The following is an 18,362-nucleotide window of genomic DNA, read 5'->3' as shown; positions in this document are numbered from 1 at the left end:
ATGGCGCTATCTCGATGAGGATGAAAGTATCATCATTACGCCACGATAAGTACTTTACAGGTATTGGTACCGCCAATGGTTTCCATGGCGTCACCTTTGGTCATCAGCACCATATCACCACTGTCGAGGTAACCCGCTGATTGCAGCGCCTCTAATGCTTTCTTGGCCAGTTCATCGGCAGCATGAGCGGTAGAATCAAAGTAGAAAGGGTGTACTCCGCGATACAGTGCCATTTTGGCCAATGTCACATCGTGACGCGATAAGGCAAAAATAGGCAGCGCAGAGCTGATACGTGACATCAATTGTGGTGTGGCACCTGATTCGGTTAATGCGACAATGGCTTTAACGCCCTCTAGATGGTTGGCCGCATACATTGTAGACAGTGCGATGGTTTCTTCTACTGACGTAAAGCGTTCATCTAAACGATGTTTTGATACTTGCACGCTTGGGTGAGCTTCGGCGCCAAGGCAGACATTAGCCATAGCCAATACCGTTTCCTCCGGAAAGTCACCGGCCGCCGTTTCGGCAGAAAGCATCACGGCATCGGTACCATCAAGCACAGCATTCGCCACATCCATCACTTCGGCGCGAGTTGGCATTGGACTGGTGATCATCGACTCCATCATCTGGGTCGCGGTGATCACGCTCTTATTGAGTTGACGAGAGCGGCTAATGAGTTTCTTTTGTACGGCAACCAGCGCCGCATCGCCAATTTCGACGCCTAAGTCACCACGAGCAACCATCACAGCATCGGATGCTAAAATCACATCATCCATCGCTTCATCGGTCGCAACGGCTTCGGCGCGTTCAACTTTAGAGACAATTAATGCATTACTGCCAGCTTTACGTGCCAATTCTCGGGCATAATTTAAGTCAGCGCCGCAGCGTGGGAATGACACTGCGAGATAATCGACTTTAATCGCGGCTGCGGTAATAATATCTTGTTTATCTTTTTCTGTTAGCGCAGCAGCTGAAAGCCCGCCGCCTTTTTTGTTGATGCCCTTGTTATTAGATAATGGGCCAGCAACTGTCACAGTGGTGTGCACCTTGTTGCCTTCAACTTTTTCAACTCTAAGTTGCACTCGTCCGTCATCGAGCATCAAGATATCGCCAATGGTGACATCTTTAGGGAGCTCTTTGTAGTCGATACCGACTTGGTGCTCATCGCCTTCGCCTTTGGCTAAATCGGCATCTAGGACAAAAGATTTACCAAGGTCAAGTTGCACCTTCTTATTATCTTTAAACGTGGATACACGGATTTTTGGCCCTTGTAGGTCCCCTAATATAGCCACATGAACACCCAGTTCTTTGGCGATATTACGCACATCTGTGGCGCGCTTAAGGTGATCTTCGGGTGAGCCGTGGGAGAAATTTAGGCGAACAACGTTTGCACCAGCTTTAATGATACGACGTAGATTGTCATCGCGATCGGTGGCTGGACCGAGTGTCGTTACAATTTTGGTTCTGCGGAACATGAGATACTCCGTTAAAGTTAAAAAATCTTACTCTATATTAACAGACAAACTTCAGTTTTGTAGGAAAATTACAAACAAAATGATCTACCTCAAGTTATTAATTTTGTGAGCCACAGCCGCTAAAAGGTAAAAAAAAGGCGATTTGGATAAACCAACTCGCCTTTCATCCCTCTCTAGGCTGCTTAGAGTATAGGATCTTTCTCAATACGCGACTCTTTCAACACCTCTTTAACCCGCTTTAAACTCTCTCTAAAACGAGGGCCGCGGCGTAGGGTAAAGCCGGTGGCTAACACGTCAATAATGACTAATTGAGCTAAGCGAGAGGCCATGGGTAAATACATATCAGTGTCTTCTGGTACTTCCATTGTCACGGGTAAAGTACATTCACTCGACAAGGGAGAGTTACGCGAGGTGATAGCAATGACTGCAGCGCCATTTTCCCGCGCTAAACGGGCAATGTCGATCAAGGATTTTGTACGCCCTGTGTGTGAGATAAGGACCACCACGTCACCTTCGGTACTATTAATACAGCTCATACGTTGCATTAACACATCATCAAAACTGATGACGGGCACATTGAAACGAAAGAACTTATTTTGTGCATCATGTGCCACAGAGGCCGATGCTCCTAAACCAAAAAATGAGATTTTTTTTGCTTGAGTAAGGATATCCACAGCTTTATTGATGGCGGCAGTATCCATGCTTTGTCTAGCGGTATCGAGCGCAGCCATTGATGACTCAAAAATTTTGGTGGTGTAAGAATCGGGACTATCATCTTCTTCTACGTGGCGGCTGACATAGGGCGTGCCATTAGCTAAACTTTGTGCTAAGTGCAGCTTAAAATCAGGAAATCCCTTAGTATCCAAACGTCTGCAGAACCTGTTGACTGTGGGTTCGCTCACATCGGCCATTTTAGCCAATGTCGCAATGCTGGAGTGGATAGCGGTTTGTGGTGACGCTAAAATGACCTCAGCGACTTTACGTTCCGATTTACTGAAATGAGTTAGGCTTTTTTGAACCTTTTCTAGGGTATTCATATGCGTACATCCACTCGATAGTAATGTAATTATATTTATTCTTTTATGTCATTATAGAAACAAACAAAAAGTGCTAAAGTCTGGCTTTATATATCGAACTATAATCTGACTACACAGCAAACTTGCTACTATATAGAGACAGTTAATTGAGAAAAGCATATCAGATTTTGTCGTCTTGTTACTAGTTTACTGATAGGTCATTTTTTGTAAAATTTAGATGCATTCAATGAATTCTGTTGTTATATTACAACAAATGTGTGAATTTCTCATCGATGCGATGGGCCACTGTGGTATAGGAGACTTTTAAGCTATGGGCATGACATCAGCAGAAGCCAAAGCTTGTGATTTTGTATTGTTTGGAACCAAAGGCGATTTAGCAAGGCGTAAGTTATTGCCCTCTTTATACCAGCTTGATAAGGCCGGTCTACTCAATAAAGAGACCAAAATTCTTGGGGTTGCCAAAGATGAATTTACTCAAGAACAATACCAAGAGTTAGTTAACACCGCTTTAACTAGCTTTGTTAAAGAAACATTATGTGAACAAACTTTAGCTCGTTTCCTTAAACGCTGCATTTATATCGCCACCAATTTTACTGAGCCAGAAGGTTACGCGGCTTTTCATGACGTATTAGAGCCAGAAAAGCGCGTCATGGTTAATTATTTTGCCACTCCTCCCGCCATTTTTGGCGACATCTGTCGTTGTCTGCATGAACAAAACCTGATTTTCCCTGATACCCGAGTGGTACTTGAAAAGCCGATTGGTTCGGATCTCGAATCATCTAGGGTGATAAACGATCAGGTCAGTGCTTATTTCAATGAAAATCAGGTGTACCGTATTGACCATTACTTAGGTAAAGAGACTGTACAAAACCTGATTGCACTGCGCTTTGCAAACTCGTTATTTGCCTCTAAATGGGATAACCGTACTATTGACCATGTACAAATCACGGTTGCAGAAGAGGTGGGCATTGAAGGCCGTTGGGGGTATTTCGACAAAGCTGGCCAAATGCGCGACATGATCCAAAACCACTTGTTACAGGTACTCACCTTAGTGGCAATGGATCCACCGGTTAACTTAGATGCCGACAGTATTCGTGATGAAAAAGTGAAGGTGCTTAAGTCATTAAGAAAAATCGACGCCGATAATATTTATGAAAATACCGTTCGTGGTCAATATTCTGCTGGCTTTTTAAAAGGCACACCCGTACCGGGTTATTTAGAAGAAGAGGGCGCCAACACCCTGTCTTATGCAGAAACCTTTGTGGCACTCAGAGTCGACATCGACAATTGGCGTTGGGCTGGCGTGCCATTTTATTTACGCAGTGGTAAGCGTATGCCCACTAAGAGTTCAGAAATTGTTGTCTATTTCAAGAACCCACCTCATAACTTATATCGTTCTAGTTATCGTAATCTACCTGCCAATAAATTAACCATTCGCTTGCAACCCCATGAAGGGGTCGAAATTCAGATGATGAATAAAGTGCCAGGTCTTGAGCAGAAACAGCGATTGCAAACCACCAAGCTGGATTTAAGCTTTTCAGATACCTTTAAAAACGACCGCATTGCCGATGCCTACGAACGTTTATTACTCGAGGCTATGTTAGGTAATCAAGCGTTATTTGTGCGCCGCGATGAAGTAGAGCAAGCGTGGAAATGGGTCGATGGCATTATTCAAGCGTGGGAAGAGAGTAATGAAAGGCCTAAGCCCTATCCAGCAGGAAGTTGGGGCCCTGTAGCGTCGGTGGCGTTAATCGCCAAAGACGGCCGTTCATGGGACGAATAGGAAGGAGTTGTCATGATTAAAGAATCAGTGTTTAAGTCGTTTGATAATAAAACCGCGCTGGAACATCAACTAGCTGAGCGTATTGCCAATCAATTACAAGCGGCAATAGATGTGCGCGGCAAGGCAAGCCTTGTGGTTTCCGGTGGCTCGACACCCATAGCATTATTTGAGTTATTGAGCCATAAGGCTATCGAATGGGGCGATGTTTACATCACCTTGGCCGATGAGCGTTGGGTCGATACCGAATCAGATGACTCTAATGAAAAGCTAGTGAGACAACATCTGTTACAGCACCGCGCGGCAGCGGCTAAATTTCGTGGGTTAAAAAATATGTTCGCGACCCCAGAAGCCGGCGTTGATATGACGATTGAACATCTGGCTAATTTCCCCAAGCCGTTTGATGTCGTGGTATTGGGCATGGGTAACGATGGTCATACTTGTTCATGGTTTCCTTGCGCCCCTGAAATCGAGCAGGCATTAACCACGCAAGCCCTCTGTTTAGCGGTCAATCCTGGTGCTGCGCCTCACGGACGCATGACCTTGTCTAAAAAGGCGGTGTTAGCTAGCCGTCAAATTTATTTACATATTGTCGGTGAACAAAAGTTAGCCGTTTACCGCCAAGCGCTCGAAAATGAAGACGAAAAAGCGATGCCTATCCGCGCCGTATTAGGCCAGCATAGCACGCCAGTCGATGTCTATTGGAGCGCCTAAGGAGTTATTATGCATGCAGTAGTCCAGTCAGTTACCGATAGAATTATCGCCCGAAGCCAGCATTCTCGTGCCCAGTATTTAGCCGCCCTCAATGAGGCTAAAATTAATGGCGTGCATCGCAGCAGTTTAAGTTGTGGTAATTTAGCCCACGGCTTTGCAGCCTGTAGCCCCGCCGATAAGAGTGCTATTAAGGCATTGACTAAAGCCAACATCGGCATTGTTACTGCCTTTAATGACATGCTGTCGGCGCATCAGCCTTATGAGCATTATCCACAGTTGCTAAAAGCCGCCTGCCAAGAAGTGGGCAGTGTGGCGCAAGTGGCCGGTGGCGTCCCCGCCATGTGTGACGGGGTTACCCAAGGTCAACCTGGTATGGAACTGAGCTTGCTGAGCCGCGAAGTGATCGCGATGGCTACCGCCGTGGGTTTGTCACATAACATGTTTGATGGGGCATTATTACTGGGTATTTGTGACAAAATCGTACCTGGGTTGCTCATAGGTGCCTTGAGTTTTGGTCACTTGCCTATGCTGTTTGTGCCCGCTGGCCCGATGAAGTCGGGGATCCCAAATAAAGAGAAAGCGCGTATTCGTCAGCAGTTTGCCCAAGGTCAAGTCGACAGAGCGGCGCTGTTAGAAGCCGAGTCAAAGTCTTATCACAGCGCCGGCACTTGTACCTTTTACGGTACGGCTAACAGTAATCAGTTGATGCTTGAGGTGATGGGGCTGCAATTACCGGGGTCTTCGTTTGTTAATCCAGACGATCCACTGCGTGAAGCCTTAAACAAGATGGCGGCTAAGCAGGTTTGTCGTCTCACTGAGATGGGCACACAGTATACGCCTATCGGTGAAGTGGTGAACGAAAAATCGGTAGTTAACGGTATTGTTGCTTTACTTGCTACAGGTGGCTCAACCAATTTAACCATGCATATTGTGGCTGCTGCTCGTGCTGCCGGTATTATTGTTAATTGGGATGATTTTTCTGAGTTGTCCGATGCCGTACCGTTGTTAGCACGTGTCTATCCAAATGGTCATGCTGATATTAACCATTTCCACGCCGCAGGCGGCATGGCGTTATTGATTAAAGAACTACTCGATGCAGGCCTACTGCACGAAGAGGTTAATACGGTAGCGGGTTTTGGTCTGCGTCGTTACACCCAAGAGCCTAAACTGATTGATAATGAACTGATTTGGGTCGAGGGACCAAGTGAGTCATTAGATCCTGAGGTGCTGACGAAAGTGGCACAGCCTTTCCAAGCCAATGGTGGCTTAAAACTGCTTAAGGGCAATCTAGGTCGTGCGGTGATAAAAGTCTCGGCGGTATCACCCTCGCATCGTGTGGTAGAAGCCCCTGCAATTGTCATAGACGATCAAAATAAGTTAGAAGCCTTATTTAAAGCCGGTGAGCTCGATAAAGATTGCGTTGTCGTCGTTAAGGGGCAAGGTCCTAAGGCGATAGGCATGCCTGAGTTGCATAAGCTGACGCCTATTTTAGGCACGCTGCAAGATAAAGGCTTTAAGGTTGCTTTGTTGACCGATGGGCGCATGTCTGGCGCATCGGGTAAAGTGCCTGCTGCTATTCATTTGACCCCTGAAGCCTTAGATGGTGGCATGATTGCTAAAGTTGAGAATGGCGATTTAATTCGCGTCGATGCCAACAGCGGTGAACTGACCTTGTTGGTAAATGAAACCGTGTTGTCGACCCGTGAGGCTGAGAAAGTTAATTTACGCAGCAACAGTTACGGCATGGGACGAGAACTGTTCTCGGCACTGCGTTCAAACTTAAGTAGTCCTGAGACGGGTGCGCGTTGCACCACGACCATTGACGAAAATTATTAATCATTGAGGAAGACTAAAGCAATGGCTGAGAATAACTGGTCAATACAACCGCAAGATATTTTTAAACGTAGCCCAATCGTTCCTGTAATGGTGATTAATAAGATTGAAGATGCAGTGCCCTTAGCACGGGCGCTGGTGGCAGGGGGGATCAGTGTATTAGAAGTGACATTGCGTACACCTTGTGCATTAGAAGCGATCACTAAAATAGCCAAAGAAGTCCCCGAAGCGCTGGTGGGGGCAGGTACGATATTAAATAAAGAGCAGTTAAAGCAAGCGGTAGATGCTGGGGCACAGTTTGTGATCACCCCTGGTGCCACCACTGAGTTGCTTAAAGCTGCGATGGAAGGGACTGTGCCCTTGATCCCTGGTGTTGCCAGTATCTCTGAAGTGATGGAAGGCATGGCGCTGGGATACACCAACTTTAAGTTTTTTCCGGCTGAGGCCTCTGGTGGGGTTAATGCGTTAAAAGCCTTTTCTGGTCCATTGAGTAATATTCGTTTTTGCCCAACGGGGGGGATCACTCCTAGCAGCTATAAAGATTATTTGGCATTGGATAATGTTGATTGTATCGGTGGCAGCTGGATTGCGCCAACCGATGCAATGGAGCAGGGGGACTGGGAACGTATTACTCAATTGTGTAAAGAAGCGATAAGCGGCATTTAATTAAGTTGAGCGTAGTTTGACGCTCAGTATTAAGACCCATAAAAAACCTCTGCAATAGCAGAGGTTTTTTTTATGGGTAAATAGGTTACGCCCCAACAGCCCTGATAGACCAGAGGTGAGATCCTCATAATGGTGTCGTCTTTTGCATGACATACCCCTTAACCGAAACCCAAGTATTTACATGCAATAATTTACTTTGATTGGCAATGTAAATCTCACTGGTAGACTTGTCTTGCTATGGATTTAGTTTGATAATCAAAATATTCGGAAGACATACTATTTGTCAGTCACTTTTTGAGAGATTTATTTATGGCGAATCATAATGCCAAGCCTTGGCAACATACCCACCAATTTGTGCGTTTAAACACCGATGGTGAGCGCAATACCCGTTATGTCTTGTATTTAACGCTAGTGACCATGGTGGCAGAAATTGTCGCGGGCACAGTATATGGCTCAATGGCGTTATTGGCTGATGGGTGGCACATGGGCACTCATGCGGCGGCGTTTATGATCACCTTATTTGCTTATTACTATGCCCGAAAATACGCAGACGATCCTAAATATGCTTTTGGTACAGGCAAGGTTGGGGTACTCGGTGGATTTACCAGTGCCATAGCGCTAGGGTTGGTAGCATTACTCATGGTGGTCGAATCGGTTAGTCGCTTGCTTAACCCTGAGCAGATCCATTTTAATGAAGCCATATTTGTGGCTTTAATTGGCTTAACCGTTAATGTGATCTCAGCGTTTTTACTTAAAGATCATCACAGTCACGATCATCACGGACATAACCATCATCATGGACATCAACATACTCACCATATTGATGAACATGAACATCAAGCAAGCAAACATCATCACGGCGAGGGACAAAGTAAAGCGCATGATCATAACTTGCGTGCAGCCTATTTCCATGTGATGGCCGATGCGCTTACTTCACTTTTGGCCATCGGCGCGCTGTTATTTGCCAAGTTCTTGGGTTGGCAGTGGTTAGACCCAGCTATGGGCATTGTTGGCGCGGTCATTATTAGTTTTTGGGCCTGGGGGTTAGTCAAGCAAACAGCGCCCATTTTACTCGATGCCAGTATTGATGAAGCCTATTTACAGCAAATGGTTGATGCTGTAGAGCAAGAAGAGCAACACCGAGTAAGCGACATTCACGTTTGGCCCGTGAGTGCCAACCATCACGCAGCTATGGTCTCAATCGTTAGCCCACATCCCAAAGAGGTGGAGTATTTTAGGCAAAAGCTAGCCTCATTTAAACGGATCGATCACTTAACGATTGAGGTGTTTACCTTAGCTGAATCGCATTCTTTAGCGGGAGGGACAGATGGTCATGGACATTAATCATCGTAAATTAAGTCATGAAATTATTGAGTTTTATGACAAGCTCTCTTCGTGGGAACTGGCGGTAGTTAAAGGCACTGGGCATTCATTATCACACATTCATGCGGTTGAGATTTTAGGGGTTAACGGAGCAATGCGCATGAAGGAGTTAGCTGAAAAAATGGGGATCACCACTGGCACACTAACGGTGCAGATCGATAAGATGGTGCGCAGCGGCTTAGTCATGAGGCAAGTACCGCAAACAGATCGACGCGCTGTATTGGTAACGTTAACCGAAGCTGGTGAGGTAATTTATCAGCAACATGATGAATTGCATCATCAATTGACTAAGCAGTTGACGATGAAAATGAGTGACGATGAGCGTCGTTGTTTATTGGGCTTGTTTGAGCGAATGAACCACGAATTTTAATCTGTATAAGCTCTGGTCAGCTGTGTTGAATCAAATGTAAGTAATTTGTTGCCAGCAATTTGCGTTGTGGTAGTGTTTAAGTCTTATAAAGACTATGGTTTATGTTGAGATGGCGCCTTGATGAGGCGCTATTCATAGCGTAAATACAGGTAGTGTATAGGGACTTATACTTGAAATTCTTCAATAATAGATTCAGTACCAACCAGTTTACTTTCCTTATTGCACTATTTTATGTTGCTATTTTTAATATTCCCTTGTTTAAATTAGTCAGACAAGGTATCGCTCAGCAGGGCGATGTCAATTATCTGTTTGTCGCCAGTCTGCCTTTTTTTTTATTATTTTCGCTGAGTATTATTTTTTCACTGTTTAGTATTAAGTGGATACTTAAACCGTTTTTTATGGTGTTGACTTTATTGTCATCGACGTTGTTTTTTGCCGCGTTAGAGTACGGTGTCGTGTTTGATTACGGCATGATTGAAAATACCTTACAAACCAATAGCAGTGAGGCGTTTACCTATCTCAACCTTGACTCTGTGGTCGCTGTTATTGTGACTGGCCTATTACCCGCACTATTGATTTATAGGATGAATATTACCCATAAACCTTTCTTCAACGAATTATTGTACAAGCTGGCTTTTATATTAGTAATGGCGCTAGGTATTGGCCTAATTGGCATGCTTTATTATCAACATTATGTCACGTTTGGTCGAAATAACGATAAAATCAAGCGTTATATAGTACCAATCTATGCCGTAGGCTCCTTGGCGAAATATATCAATAGCAATTATTTACAAACTCCTTTGGTTTATAAGCGACAGGGTATTGATGCCAAAAATATCTCTGCCGGTACTAACCAAAAACCTAACTTGCTGGTATTGGTGGTGGGCGAAACTGCTCGCTCGATGAATTATGCCTATTATGGTTACCATAGAGCAACGAATGCACATACTCAGCCCTTTGATATTATAGCGTTTCAAGACATGGTTTCTTGTGGCACCGCTACTGCAGTGTCACTACCTTGTATGTTTTCCAGTATGGACAGGCAAAGCTATAAAGCACGTGAGGCTCAGGCGCAAGATACCGTGCTTGATGTGCTCAGCTATGCTGGTATTAAGGTCAATTGGCTCGATAATGATAGTGGTTGCAAAGGAGTGTGCGACAGGGTTGAATATCTTAAGGTTGATATGAGTGCAGACAATCCATTTTGTGACGGCCATTATTGCTATGACGAGGTGTTATTAGCCGAGTTAGATAAACACTTAGGGTTACCAGTATCCCAAGACTCACTTATCGTACTGCATATTATGGGATCTCATGGTCCTACTTATTATTTGCGTTATCCCGATGCGCACCGCACCTTTATTCCAGATTGTCAGCGTAGTGATATTCAAAATTGCAGTGATGCTGAATTAATCAATACCTATGATAATACAATTTTGTATTCTGATTATATTCTGGCTCAGGTTATTGAGCGGCTAAAAGAGACGCAACATAAGGTCGATAGTGCATTATTGTATGTGTCAGACCATGGTGAGTCGTTAGGTGAGCGAGGTTTATACCTGCACGGTACGCCTTATGCTTTTGCACCAAAAGAACAAATTTCAGTCCCCTTGTTGGCTTGGTTTTCGGCTGATTTTGCTGCTGATAATCAATTGAATATCGATTGTTTAACTCAATTTGCAACCCAAGGAGGCTTTTCTCATGACAATTTATTTTCGAGCTTACTCGGGCTAATGAATGTGACTACTAGCCTTTACCTTCCTGCTCTGGATCTGTTTTCAAGTTGCAGAGTCGATATAGATAAAAACAGTCTAAGCGCAACAAACTAGTAACAAAATTGCTGCTAAAATGCGGATAATTGTTTATGGTAGAGGTATCTTACTCACCAACTTAAGTCGGTTGTTTATAAGATTCAGTATTTCCTCTGTGTTTTAGTCACTAATCAATGGCGATAATGAATGAATTTAGCACAACATATTTCTGAAACGGAGCTTTCAGCTAAAATTTTAAGGCATGCCGTTCCCCGCATGTCCGAACTCAATATTCCGGTTACACCCGATAATTACGCCGTATGGTATGAGTATTTTCGTGGGGTTAACCTTGATTTGAAACGGGCTATAGATGGATTACTCTCAAATCAGGTAAGCTTTACCCGAGACATTAACGCTAGTTTGCATAACCGATTTATCCAAGAGCAATCACCGGAAGTGATTCAAACCGTCCAGGTTGAAACTCAATTACTGATTAATAGCTTAATGTCAAAGTTGTCTATGATGACCGCTGGTACCGCTAAGTTTGGCCAGAGTCTGAGCGATTTTTGTAATGATATATCACTGTCTCCAGATCAAAAAACCTTGGATGGCCTTATCGATGCACTAGCTCAAGAAGTCAGTAGTGTGGTGCTGAGTAATCAACAGATGGAGCAAAGTCTATCTATGATGAGTCAAGAGATTGTTGGTCTTAAGTCTGAGATGCAAAACTTAAATCTGGTAGCAATGACGGATCAACTGACCTCTTTATACAATCGTCGTGCATTCGATGAAGAACTCCTGAGTCATATTCAATATTTTAAACAACATAATACCCATAGCAGTTTATTGATTATCGATATCGATAACTTTAAACAATTTAATGATCTTCATGGCCATTTAGTTGGCGACAAGGTGCTAGCTTATATTGCGCTGGCGCTGAAGCAAGGCGTTAGAGGCGAAGATTTTGTCGCGCGCTATGGTGGCGAAGAGTTTGTGGTGTTACTGCCAGATACCGATCATGCCGGAGCTATGGTGGTGGCTGAGTTATTGCGAAGCCGTATTGCAGAGCGACGGTTGAGCATAGGTAAAGATAATAAGCTGTCCCTTGGGGCTATCACGGTATCTGTTGGGGTGGCGAGTTTACGCCGCGGTGATGATAGAGACAGCTATTTTATCCGTGCTGATGAGTCACTGTATCGGGCCAAATCAGCGGGACGTAACTGTGTTAAAGGCTAAGTCGTTAAAGGTGATAGGCTAAAAGCAGAGGTCTTTATAAGGTGGTATGCTTTACATCTATTTAGGCTTTATATTGATAGTAGCCTTGACGCTATTTCACAACCTTGGCACGTTAATTCCACTTAAGTTACACTATTTAACGCCAGCATCTTATGACCCTAGCTATTAGCTGTTGTAGTGAGTTTTGTCGTTAGCGTAGTGGCTTTGGTCTGCTTTGTCGATTTACCTTAGTCAGTTACTCACTTGGTTTTAATTGCATATCCATCTTGATTAAGCGTTCCTCCATATCGAACGTTACGGTAAAGCCAAGGCTTTTCGCTAGGCTCGCCATATTGCGATTTTCAAACATGGTAAACCCGGTCAAGACTTGCGTATCATTGGCCTTGTAATAGGCAATTAGCTTTTCGAGGAGGAGTTTACCTAACCCAATCCCCTGATGGTCGCTGCGAACCGCCATAGCAAACTCGGCTTCGGTATTATCAGGATCGATAGAGGCCCGCACAGCGCCTAAGGTGATATCTTCACCATCAGGGCCTTTGGTGGTGGCAATAAACGCCATCTCTCTGGCGTAATCGATCTGAGTTAAAACCGCCATCTCTTCGTGTGTCATCTTAGAACGAACTCCAAAATAACGCTTATATCTGTCTTCGTCAGAAAGGGAATTATCGAAGGCTAGATGTTTAGGTTCATCTTCTGGCAATATGGGACGCAGCATGATCTCTAGGCCGTTTTTTAATCTAGCGCGTTGCTCTAACTCTTTAGGGTATGGACAGATAGCCAAACGATTACTGTTATCTATCACCCCCTCTTGCAGCTGGATGTTGACATCGAGCAGGGTGATTTGCTTCCCGGCGCATAGCACCGGGTTGAGATCTAAGCCCGCTATTTCGGGGCAATCGATGATCAGGTGAGAAATTTGCGTCAACATCACGCACAGGGCATTCATGTCGAGCCCCAAGGGTAAGTGTCTGTCTTTGAGTTTATGGGTCTTTAATGCTTGGATCACCATATAGCGTGCTAAGGTCATGTTCAGCGGGGGCAGGGCAACTACGGCATCGGTGCTGGGTTGCCATTCTGAGCCGCCTTCACCGAGTAAAATTGCCGGACCAAACACAGCGTCGTTAATGACCGCCACCCGGATCTCCTGAGCTCCAGCGGTAAGAGCCATTTTTTGCACTATCATACCTTCAATAATGGCATCGGGATTTAAGCTATGCACACGGCCAATGATGGCCTCGGCTGCTTGCATCAACTCATTGCGAGTCGTTAAGTTGAGTATGACACCGTGCACATCTGATTTATGATGAATATCAGGTGATTGCACTTTTAATGCGACAGGGTAGCCTATTTGATCAGCAAGTTCAGCAGCCTGCTGGGCCGAAGTAGCGAAATGGGTTTCGATGGTATTAAGGCCATAGGCGCTCATGATCGCCGTCGCTTCGTGGGTCTCGAGCACTTTTTTGTGTTTAGCTAAGGCTTGGCCTAAGAGTTGCCGCGCCAGTTCGGCATCGGTAGGAATATTATCGGGGATAGACTGAGGGACTTCCTGTAATAATTTTTGGTTGCGGCGGTATTCCACCATATGCATAAAGGCTCCGACGGCACCTTCTGATGTTCTGTACGTTGGGATCCCCGCGCGGTTAAAGCATCTGCGTCCAGCATAAGCTGAATCTTCGCCACTCCAATTGGTAAGCACATTGATGCGATTACGATTAGGGTGAGAGGCGATTAACGTCGCTATACGCTCGGCAATTTCCACGCTATCACCCAGCGCCGACGGCGAGTGCAACACTAAAATCGCATCGGCAATATCAGCATTCATTAAGATGTTTAAACATTGCGTGTAGCGTTCTGCATCGGCATCACCGCCAATATCAACCGGGTTTTGTCCTGACCATGTGCTGGGTAATAAGGCATTGAGGGCATCGATGCAGGCTTGATCAAGCTGCGCGGCTTTACCGCCGCTTAACATCAACTGATCCAGCGCGAGTACCGCAGGCCCACCGCCGTTAGTCATGATGGCGAGACGTTCACCTTCTAAGGCAGAGGAGTGGGCTAGGGTTTCAACGGCGGCAAATAACTCAATTAGGTCATTAACCCTTAGCATACCCGCACGTCTAAAAGCGGCCTCATAGACGGCATCATTCCCCCCAACACCACCCGTATGTAATTTGGCGGCCGTGGTGCCTTCTAAGCTCCGTCCCGATTTGATCACTAAAATCGGTTTATTACGTGCGGCCGCTCTGGCGGCAGATAAAAAGTGGCGCTTCTCGTTGATAGAGTCGACATAGAGCAAAATGGCTGTGGTGCGAGAGTCTCGGCCGAGAAAATCCAGTAATTCGTCAAAGTCGATATCGGTAGCATCACCTAAAGAGATAAAAGAGGAAAAACCAATTCCTTTATTATTAGCCCAGTCCAGCACAGTGGTACAAATGGCGGCCGATTGTGACACAAAGGCGATTTTTCCTGGCAGGGCGCTAGTGTGGGCTAAGCTGGCATTGAGCCCCAAATTGGGGAGTATCATGCCTAAACTGTTTGGACCCAATAAACGCATACCATAGCGCTTTGCGTATTGGCGGGTTAACGCCAATAAATTATTGCCTTCATCATCGCTTTGCATCGCCATACCAGAGGCATTAATTATGGCCACTTTACAGCCAAATTGAGCCAGTCGCTCAACAATGGCGGGTACGCGGGCGGCGGCGGTGCAGATAATCGCGAGATCGGGCTTTAAGGGTAATGATTCGATATTGGGGTAAGCTAACACACCGAGCACGGCTTCATACTTTGGGGTAACGGGCATGATAGGGCCAGAGAACCCCCCTGATAAAAGGTTGCGCATCACGACATTACCAGCTCGTTTTTTTCCATTAGATGCACCAATAATGGCAACCGATTTTGGCTTAAATAAAGAGTGTAATGTCCGCTGACTCATGCTGAGCTCCAATTGCCGCTAATCCCTTAGCAGTGTAACTCAATTTATTATTTTTTCTCTAAGATTTTAGTAGGATAAGTATTACTGTTAGTTGGTTAAATATGGGGCTGGCGCTGTGAGCTAGGTGAGTGACTTTTGTCGTCAGCTGCCATGCTATTAATGGGGTATTAGATGAATAATGCTGATCATTACTCTAGTTAAATCAATTATAAAGAAGACAAGGGAGATTGACAGAATGGCTACTCAAGCAGATTGCAATGCTGTCAGATTACAATTGATACGTCCTACGATTAGTCAAGCAGTTGATCATCTGTAGATCTTATAAGTTTGTATTTGAGTGATATAGGATATAGATAGTCATTAGAGGAGGGCATTGGGGCATTTTAGACACAAAAAAACCAGCTTTCGCTGGCTTATCACTTTAAAATTGGTTGCGGGAGCCGGATTTGAACCGACGACCTTCGGGTTATGAGCCCGACGAGCTACCATACTGCTCCATCCCGCGTCCGTATTTTAAGCGTTACAGTTGTTTTATTTCTACTGTAAAAGAAGTGGTACAACCGAGTGGATTCGAACCACCGACCCCTACCATGTCAAGGTAGTGCTCTAACCAACTGAGCTACGGTTGTATTGCCATTGAAAATTGGTTGCGGGAGCCGGATTTGAACCGACGACCTTCGGGTTATGAGCCCGACGAGCTACCATACTGCTCCATCCCGCGTCCGTATTTTCAGTGCTTATTGCTATTTTACTTCCGCAATAAAGAAGTGGTACAACCGAGTGGATTCGAACCACCGACCCCTACCATGTCAAGGTAGTGCTCTAACCAACTGAGCTACGGTTGTATCGTTTGTTGTCTGGCTGTTGCCATCGAACGAGCGCTATATTAAGGGGGATCTTACTGTTGTTGCAAGTAAAAAAAGTAATTTTTTAGCTAAGCGGTGATTTGCTGTGCAACTTGTGGTTTTATCCTCCAAGATGATGGCCTTATCGCCATCATCTTGGCACTGCACCGTCAATTTTTATAACGGACTAATGGCTGCGCGGTGTGTTTGGATATACTTAAGGCGTAATGCAAATAGCAGCGCCGCCGAAGTCAGGCCAGCAATCAGCCCAATCCAAAAGCCATGTGCACCCATTGCAGGCACAATATGATCCGTTTGGGCAAGCAAATAACCCAATACCATGCCGATAGCCCAGTAAGACACTAATGTAATGTAAAACGCACTGCGGGTATCTTTATATCCCCTTAATGCACCAGCAGCTACGACTTGCACCGAATCAGAGAGTTGATACAAGGCGGCTAAAAACATCAGGCTACCAGCAAGCGTGACCACTTCTGGGTTATTGTTATAAAGGAGTGCAATTTGAGTTCTAAAGGCGACCGTGATAATTGCGGTGAGCATCGCCAAGGAAAACGCAATGAGTAATCCCACTTTGGTCACCAGTTTGGCAACGACCTCTTTTTCTTGTCCCAGGTAATAACCCACCCGAATGGATACGGCAATACCAATGGACAGTGGCAACATGAATACGATCGATGAAAAGTTAAGGGCTATCTGGTGGCCAGCAACGACGTTAGCTCCCATAGGGGCGAGTAATAGCGCGATAATGGCAAACAGGCTGACCTCGAAGAACAGCGCCATGGCAATCGGCATACCATGTTTGGTCATGGTCCAGATGGTGGACCAATTCGGTAGGTGAAATGCACTGAACGGCGCCAGCTGCTTGAAACGTGAATGCAGCTGCATATAAATAGTCATCGAAATCAACATGGCCCAAAATACTAATGCCGTCGCGATACCACAGCCAGCGCCGCCCATGGCGGGAACACCAAAATGACCGTAGATAAAGATATAGTTGGCTGGAATATTGACCGCGAGTCCAACAAACCCGATGACCATCGTTGGTAATGTGTAAGAGATCCCTTCGCTGCATCCTCGTAGGACTTGGTACAATACAAAGGCGGGTACACCCCATGCAAACCCATAGAGGTACTCCACACTTAACGCAGCGAGTTCAGGCTCTAAGCCCATCCATTTAAAGATCTGTGGCGCAAAAAACAGGAAGGAGATAACCACAAGGCTACCAATTATGGCAATATAGGCGGCCTGAAACGCAATCGGTTGAATCGCTTTTTGATCGTTCGCACCATGGTGATGGGCAAATACCGGGGTAAAGGCCATCAACAGGCCTTGCACAAATAGTAGCGCGGGTAACCAAAGGCTTCCCCCGATAGCGACCGCGGCCATATCGACCGCACTGACTCGACCTGCCATTACAGTATCGATAAAGCCCATCATGGTTTGAGTGACTTGAGCGATAAGCACTGGCAGCGCTAATTGAACGAGCTTTTTGGCTTGAAAGCCGAATTGATTCATGGATAAAGCCTTAATACAGCGAGTAAAATATGTTTACAGGTATTGTTCAAGCCACATGCAATGTTGTGGCAATTACTAAAAAAAATGGACTCAATACGATCGAAATCGCTTTCCCTTCACATCTTATACAGGGATTAGTGACTGGGGCGAGCGTCGCCACCAATGGCGTGTGCCTAACGGTGACTAAGGTTGCTGATGATAGGGTGTTTTTTGATGTAATGGAAGAGACATTAAACGTTACGAATCTGGTAAATCTAAGCGTAGACTCGCCGGTGAATATCGAACGGTCACTCACTTTCGGTAGTGAGATTGGCGGCCATATTCTATCGGGCCACGTTCATACGCAGGCGTTGGTTACTGAGGTTAGCCATACCGAGCAACATTTTAACCTCACGTTAGAGGTTGCCCCTAAGTGGATGAATTATATTCTTTATAAAGGCTTTGTCGGTGTAAACGGCTGTAGTCTAACGGTAGGGAAAGTGACTGAGCACAGTTTTAAGTTACATCTCATTCCCGAAACCTTAGCATTAACCAACCTCAGTGAATGCAAACAAGGTGACCGACTCAATATCGAAATAGACGGTCAAACGCAAGCGATCGTCGATACAGTAGAGCGAGTACTGGCTAAACGTTTTGCACTGCAGAGCAACTAGGACAACATTTACAACCGTGCAGTGGCCAGCATTTTGCTAGCCGCTGCGCCTACATTTTGGCATTTAACTCCTTGCGTGGGAGAAGTCTCGCATATGAAGTCATTGAAGTGATCTCACTGAGCTTAAGCTAATACGTTAAATTAACTGA

Annotated in this window: 13 protein-coding genes and 4 tRNA genes; 9 read left to right on the top strand and 8 right to left on the bottom strand. The window is 45.3% G+C overall.

Features of this window, described 5'->3' with window-relative positions:
* Nucleotides 1-35 precede the first annotated feature (35 nt).
* Together pyk and DVO77_RS08230 are read right to left on the bottom strand one after the other, a co-directional pair.
* Complete coding sequence (gene pyk, locus DVO77_RS08235; RefSeq protein WP_119977984.1) at nucleotides 36-1,475, bottom strand: pyruvate kinase; 1,440 nt, start codon at nucleotides 1,473-1,475, stop codon at nucleotides 36-38.
* Between the two features lie 182 nt (nucleotides 1,476-1,657).
* Entirely contained in the window at nucleotides 1,658-2,512 is an 855-nt protein-coding gene (locus DVO77_RS08230; protein WP_110457715.1) for a MurR/RpiR family transcriptional regulator, read from the bottom strand.
* Between the two features lie 310 nt (nucleotides 2,513-2,822).
* On the opposite strand from DVO77_RS08230, the gene zwf reads away from it, so the two are divergent.
* The 8 genes from zwf to DVO77_RS08190 all read left to right on the top strand — a co-directional run bounded on the left by zwf (nucleotide 2,823) and on the right by DVO77_RS08190 (nucleotide 12,245).
* Entirely contained in the window at nucleotides 2,823-4,295 is a 1,473-nt protein-coding gene (gene zwf, locus DVO77_RS08225) for a glucose-6-phosphate dehydrogenase (RefSeq protein ID WP_119977983.1), read from the top strand.
* Between the two features lie 12 nt (nucleotides 4,296-4,307).
* Nucleotides 4,308-5,006: a 6-phosphogluconolactonase gene (pgl, locus tag DVO77_RS08220; protein WP_110457713.1), complete on the top strand. Its 699-nt coding sequence runs from the start codon at nucleotides 4,308-4,310 to the stop codon at nucleotides 5,004-5,006.
* Nucleotides 5,007-5,015: 9 nt separating this feature from the next.
* Nucleotides 5,016-6,842, top strand: coding sequence for a phosphogluconate dehydratase (gene edd / locus DVO77_RS08215; protein ID WP_119977982.1), 1,827 nt, complete (start codon nucleotides 5,016-5,018; stop codon nucleotides 6,840-6,842).
* Nucleotides 6,843-6,863: 21 nt separating this feature from the next.
* Nucleotides 6,864-7,505: a bifunctional 4-hydroxy-2-oxoglutarate aldolase/2-dehydro-3-deoxy-phosphogluconate aldolase gene (locus DVO77_RS08210; protein WP_110457711.1), complete on the top strand. Its 642-nt coding sequence runs from the start codon at nucleotides 6,864-6,866 to the stop codon at nucleotides 7,503-7,505.
* A 309-nt stretch (nucleotides 7,506-7,814) separates the two neighbouring features.
* Nucleotides 7,815-8,849 (top strand): CDF family Co(II)/Ni(II) efflux transporter DmeF, encoded by a 1,035-nt coding sequence (dmeF, locus tag DVO77_RS08205; RefSeq protein ID WP_119977981.1) that lies wholly within the window; start codon nucleotides 7,815-7,817, stop codon nucleotides 8,847-8,849.
* On the top strand, nucleotides 8,839-9,258 hold the full coding sequence (locus DVO77_RS08200) for a MarR family winged helix-turn-helix transcriptional regulator (protein ID WP_119977980.1): 420 nt from the start codon (nucleotides 8,839-8,841) through the stop codon (nucleotides 9,256-9,258). Before dmeF ends, DVO77_RS08200 begins: the two co-directional genes overlap by 11 nt.
* A gap of 170 nt (nucleotides 9,259-9,428) precedes the next feature.
* Nucleotides 9,429-11,087, top strand: a complete 1,659-nt coding sequence (locus DVO77_RS08195) for a phosphoethanolamine transferase (RefSeq protein ID WP_119977979.1) — start codon at nucleotides 9,429-9,431, stop codon at nucleotides 11,085-11,087.
* A gap of 129 nt (nucleotides 11,088-11,216) precedes the next feature.
* Nucleotides 11,217-12,245, top strand: coding sequence for a GGDEF domain-containing protein (locus tag DVO77_RS08190; protein ID WP_110457708.1), 1,029 nt, complete (start codon nucleotides 11,217-11,219; stop codon nucleotides 12,243-12,245).
* A gap of 235 nt (nucleotides 12,246-12,480) precedes the next feature.
* Here the strand turns inward: DVO77_RS08190 and DVO77_RS08185 are convergent, their stop codons facing one another.
* The 6 genes from DVO77_RS08185 to DVO77_RS08160 all read right to left on the bottom strand — a co-directional run bounded on the left by DVO77_RS08185 (nucleotide 12,481) and on the right by DVO77_RS08160 (nucleotide 17,561).
* Complete coding sequence (locus tag DVO77_RS08185; protein ID WP_119977978.1) at nucleotides 12,481-15,180, bottom strand: bifunctional acetate--CoA ligase family protein/GNAT family N-acetyltransferase; 2,700 nt, start codon at nucleotides 15,178-15,180, stop codon at nucleotides 12,481-12,483.
* Nucleotides 15,181-15,608: 428 nt separating this feature from the next.
* Nucleotides 15,609-15,685, bottom strand: a tRNA-Met gene (locus DVO77_RS08180).
* A gap of 47 nt (nucleotides 15,686-15,732) precedes the next feature.
* Nucleotides 15,733-15,809 (bottom strand) — tRNA-Val (locus DVO77_RS08175).
* Nucleotides 15,810-15,824: 15 nt separating this feature from the next.
* Nucleotides 15,825-15,901 (bottom strand) — tRNA-Met (locus tag DVO77_RS08170).
* 47 nt (nucleotides 15,902-15,948) lie between these two features.
* A tRNA-Val gene (locus tag DVO77_RS08165) sits at nucleotides 15,949-16,025 on the bottom strand.
* A gap of 177 nt (nucleotides 16,026-16,202) precedes the next feature.
* Entirely contained in the window at nucleotides 16,203-17,561 is a 1,359-nt protein-coding gene (locus DVO77_RS08160) for an MATE family efflux transporter (RefSeq protein WP_110457706.1), read from the bottom strand.
* A 29-nt stretch (nucleotides 17,562-17,590) separates the two neighbouring features.
* On the opposite strand from DVO77_RS08160, the gene DVO77_RS08155 reads away from it, so the two are divergent.
* Nucleotides 17,591-18,214, top strand: a complete 624-nt coding sequence (locus DVO77_RS08155) for a riboflavin synthase subunit alpha (protein ID WP_119977977.1) — start codon at nucleotides 17,591-17,593, stop codon at nucleotides 18,212-18,214.
* Nucleotides 18,215-18,362: the final 148 nt, after the last annotated feature.

The organism is Shewanella algidipiscicola (assembly GCF_003605125.1).
GTDB lineage: Bacteria > Pseudomonadota > Gammaproteobacteria > Enterobacterales > Shewanellaceae > Shewanella > Shewanella algidipiscicola.
This window is presented reverse-complemented; position numbering and strand designations above follow the sequence as displayed.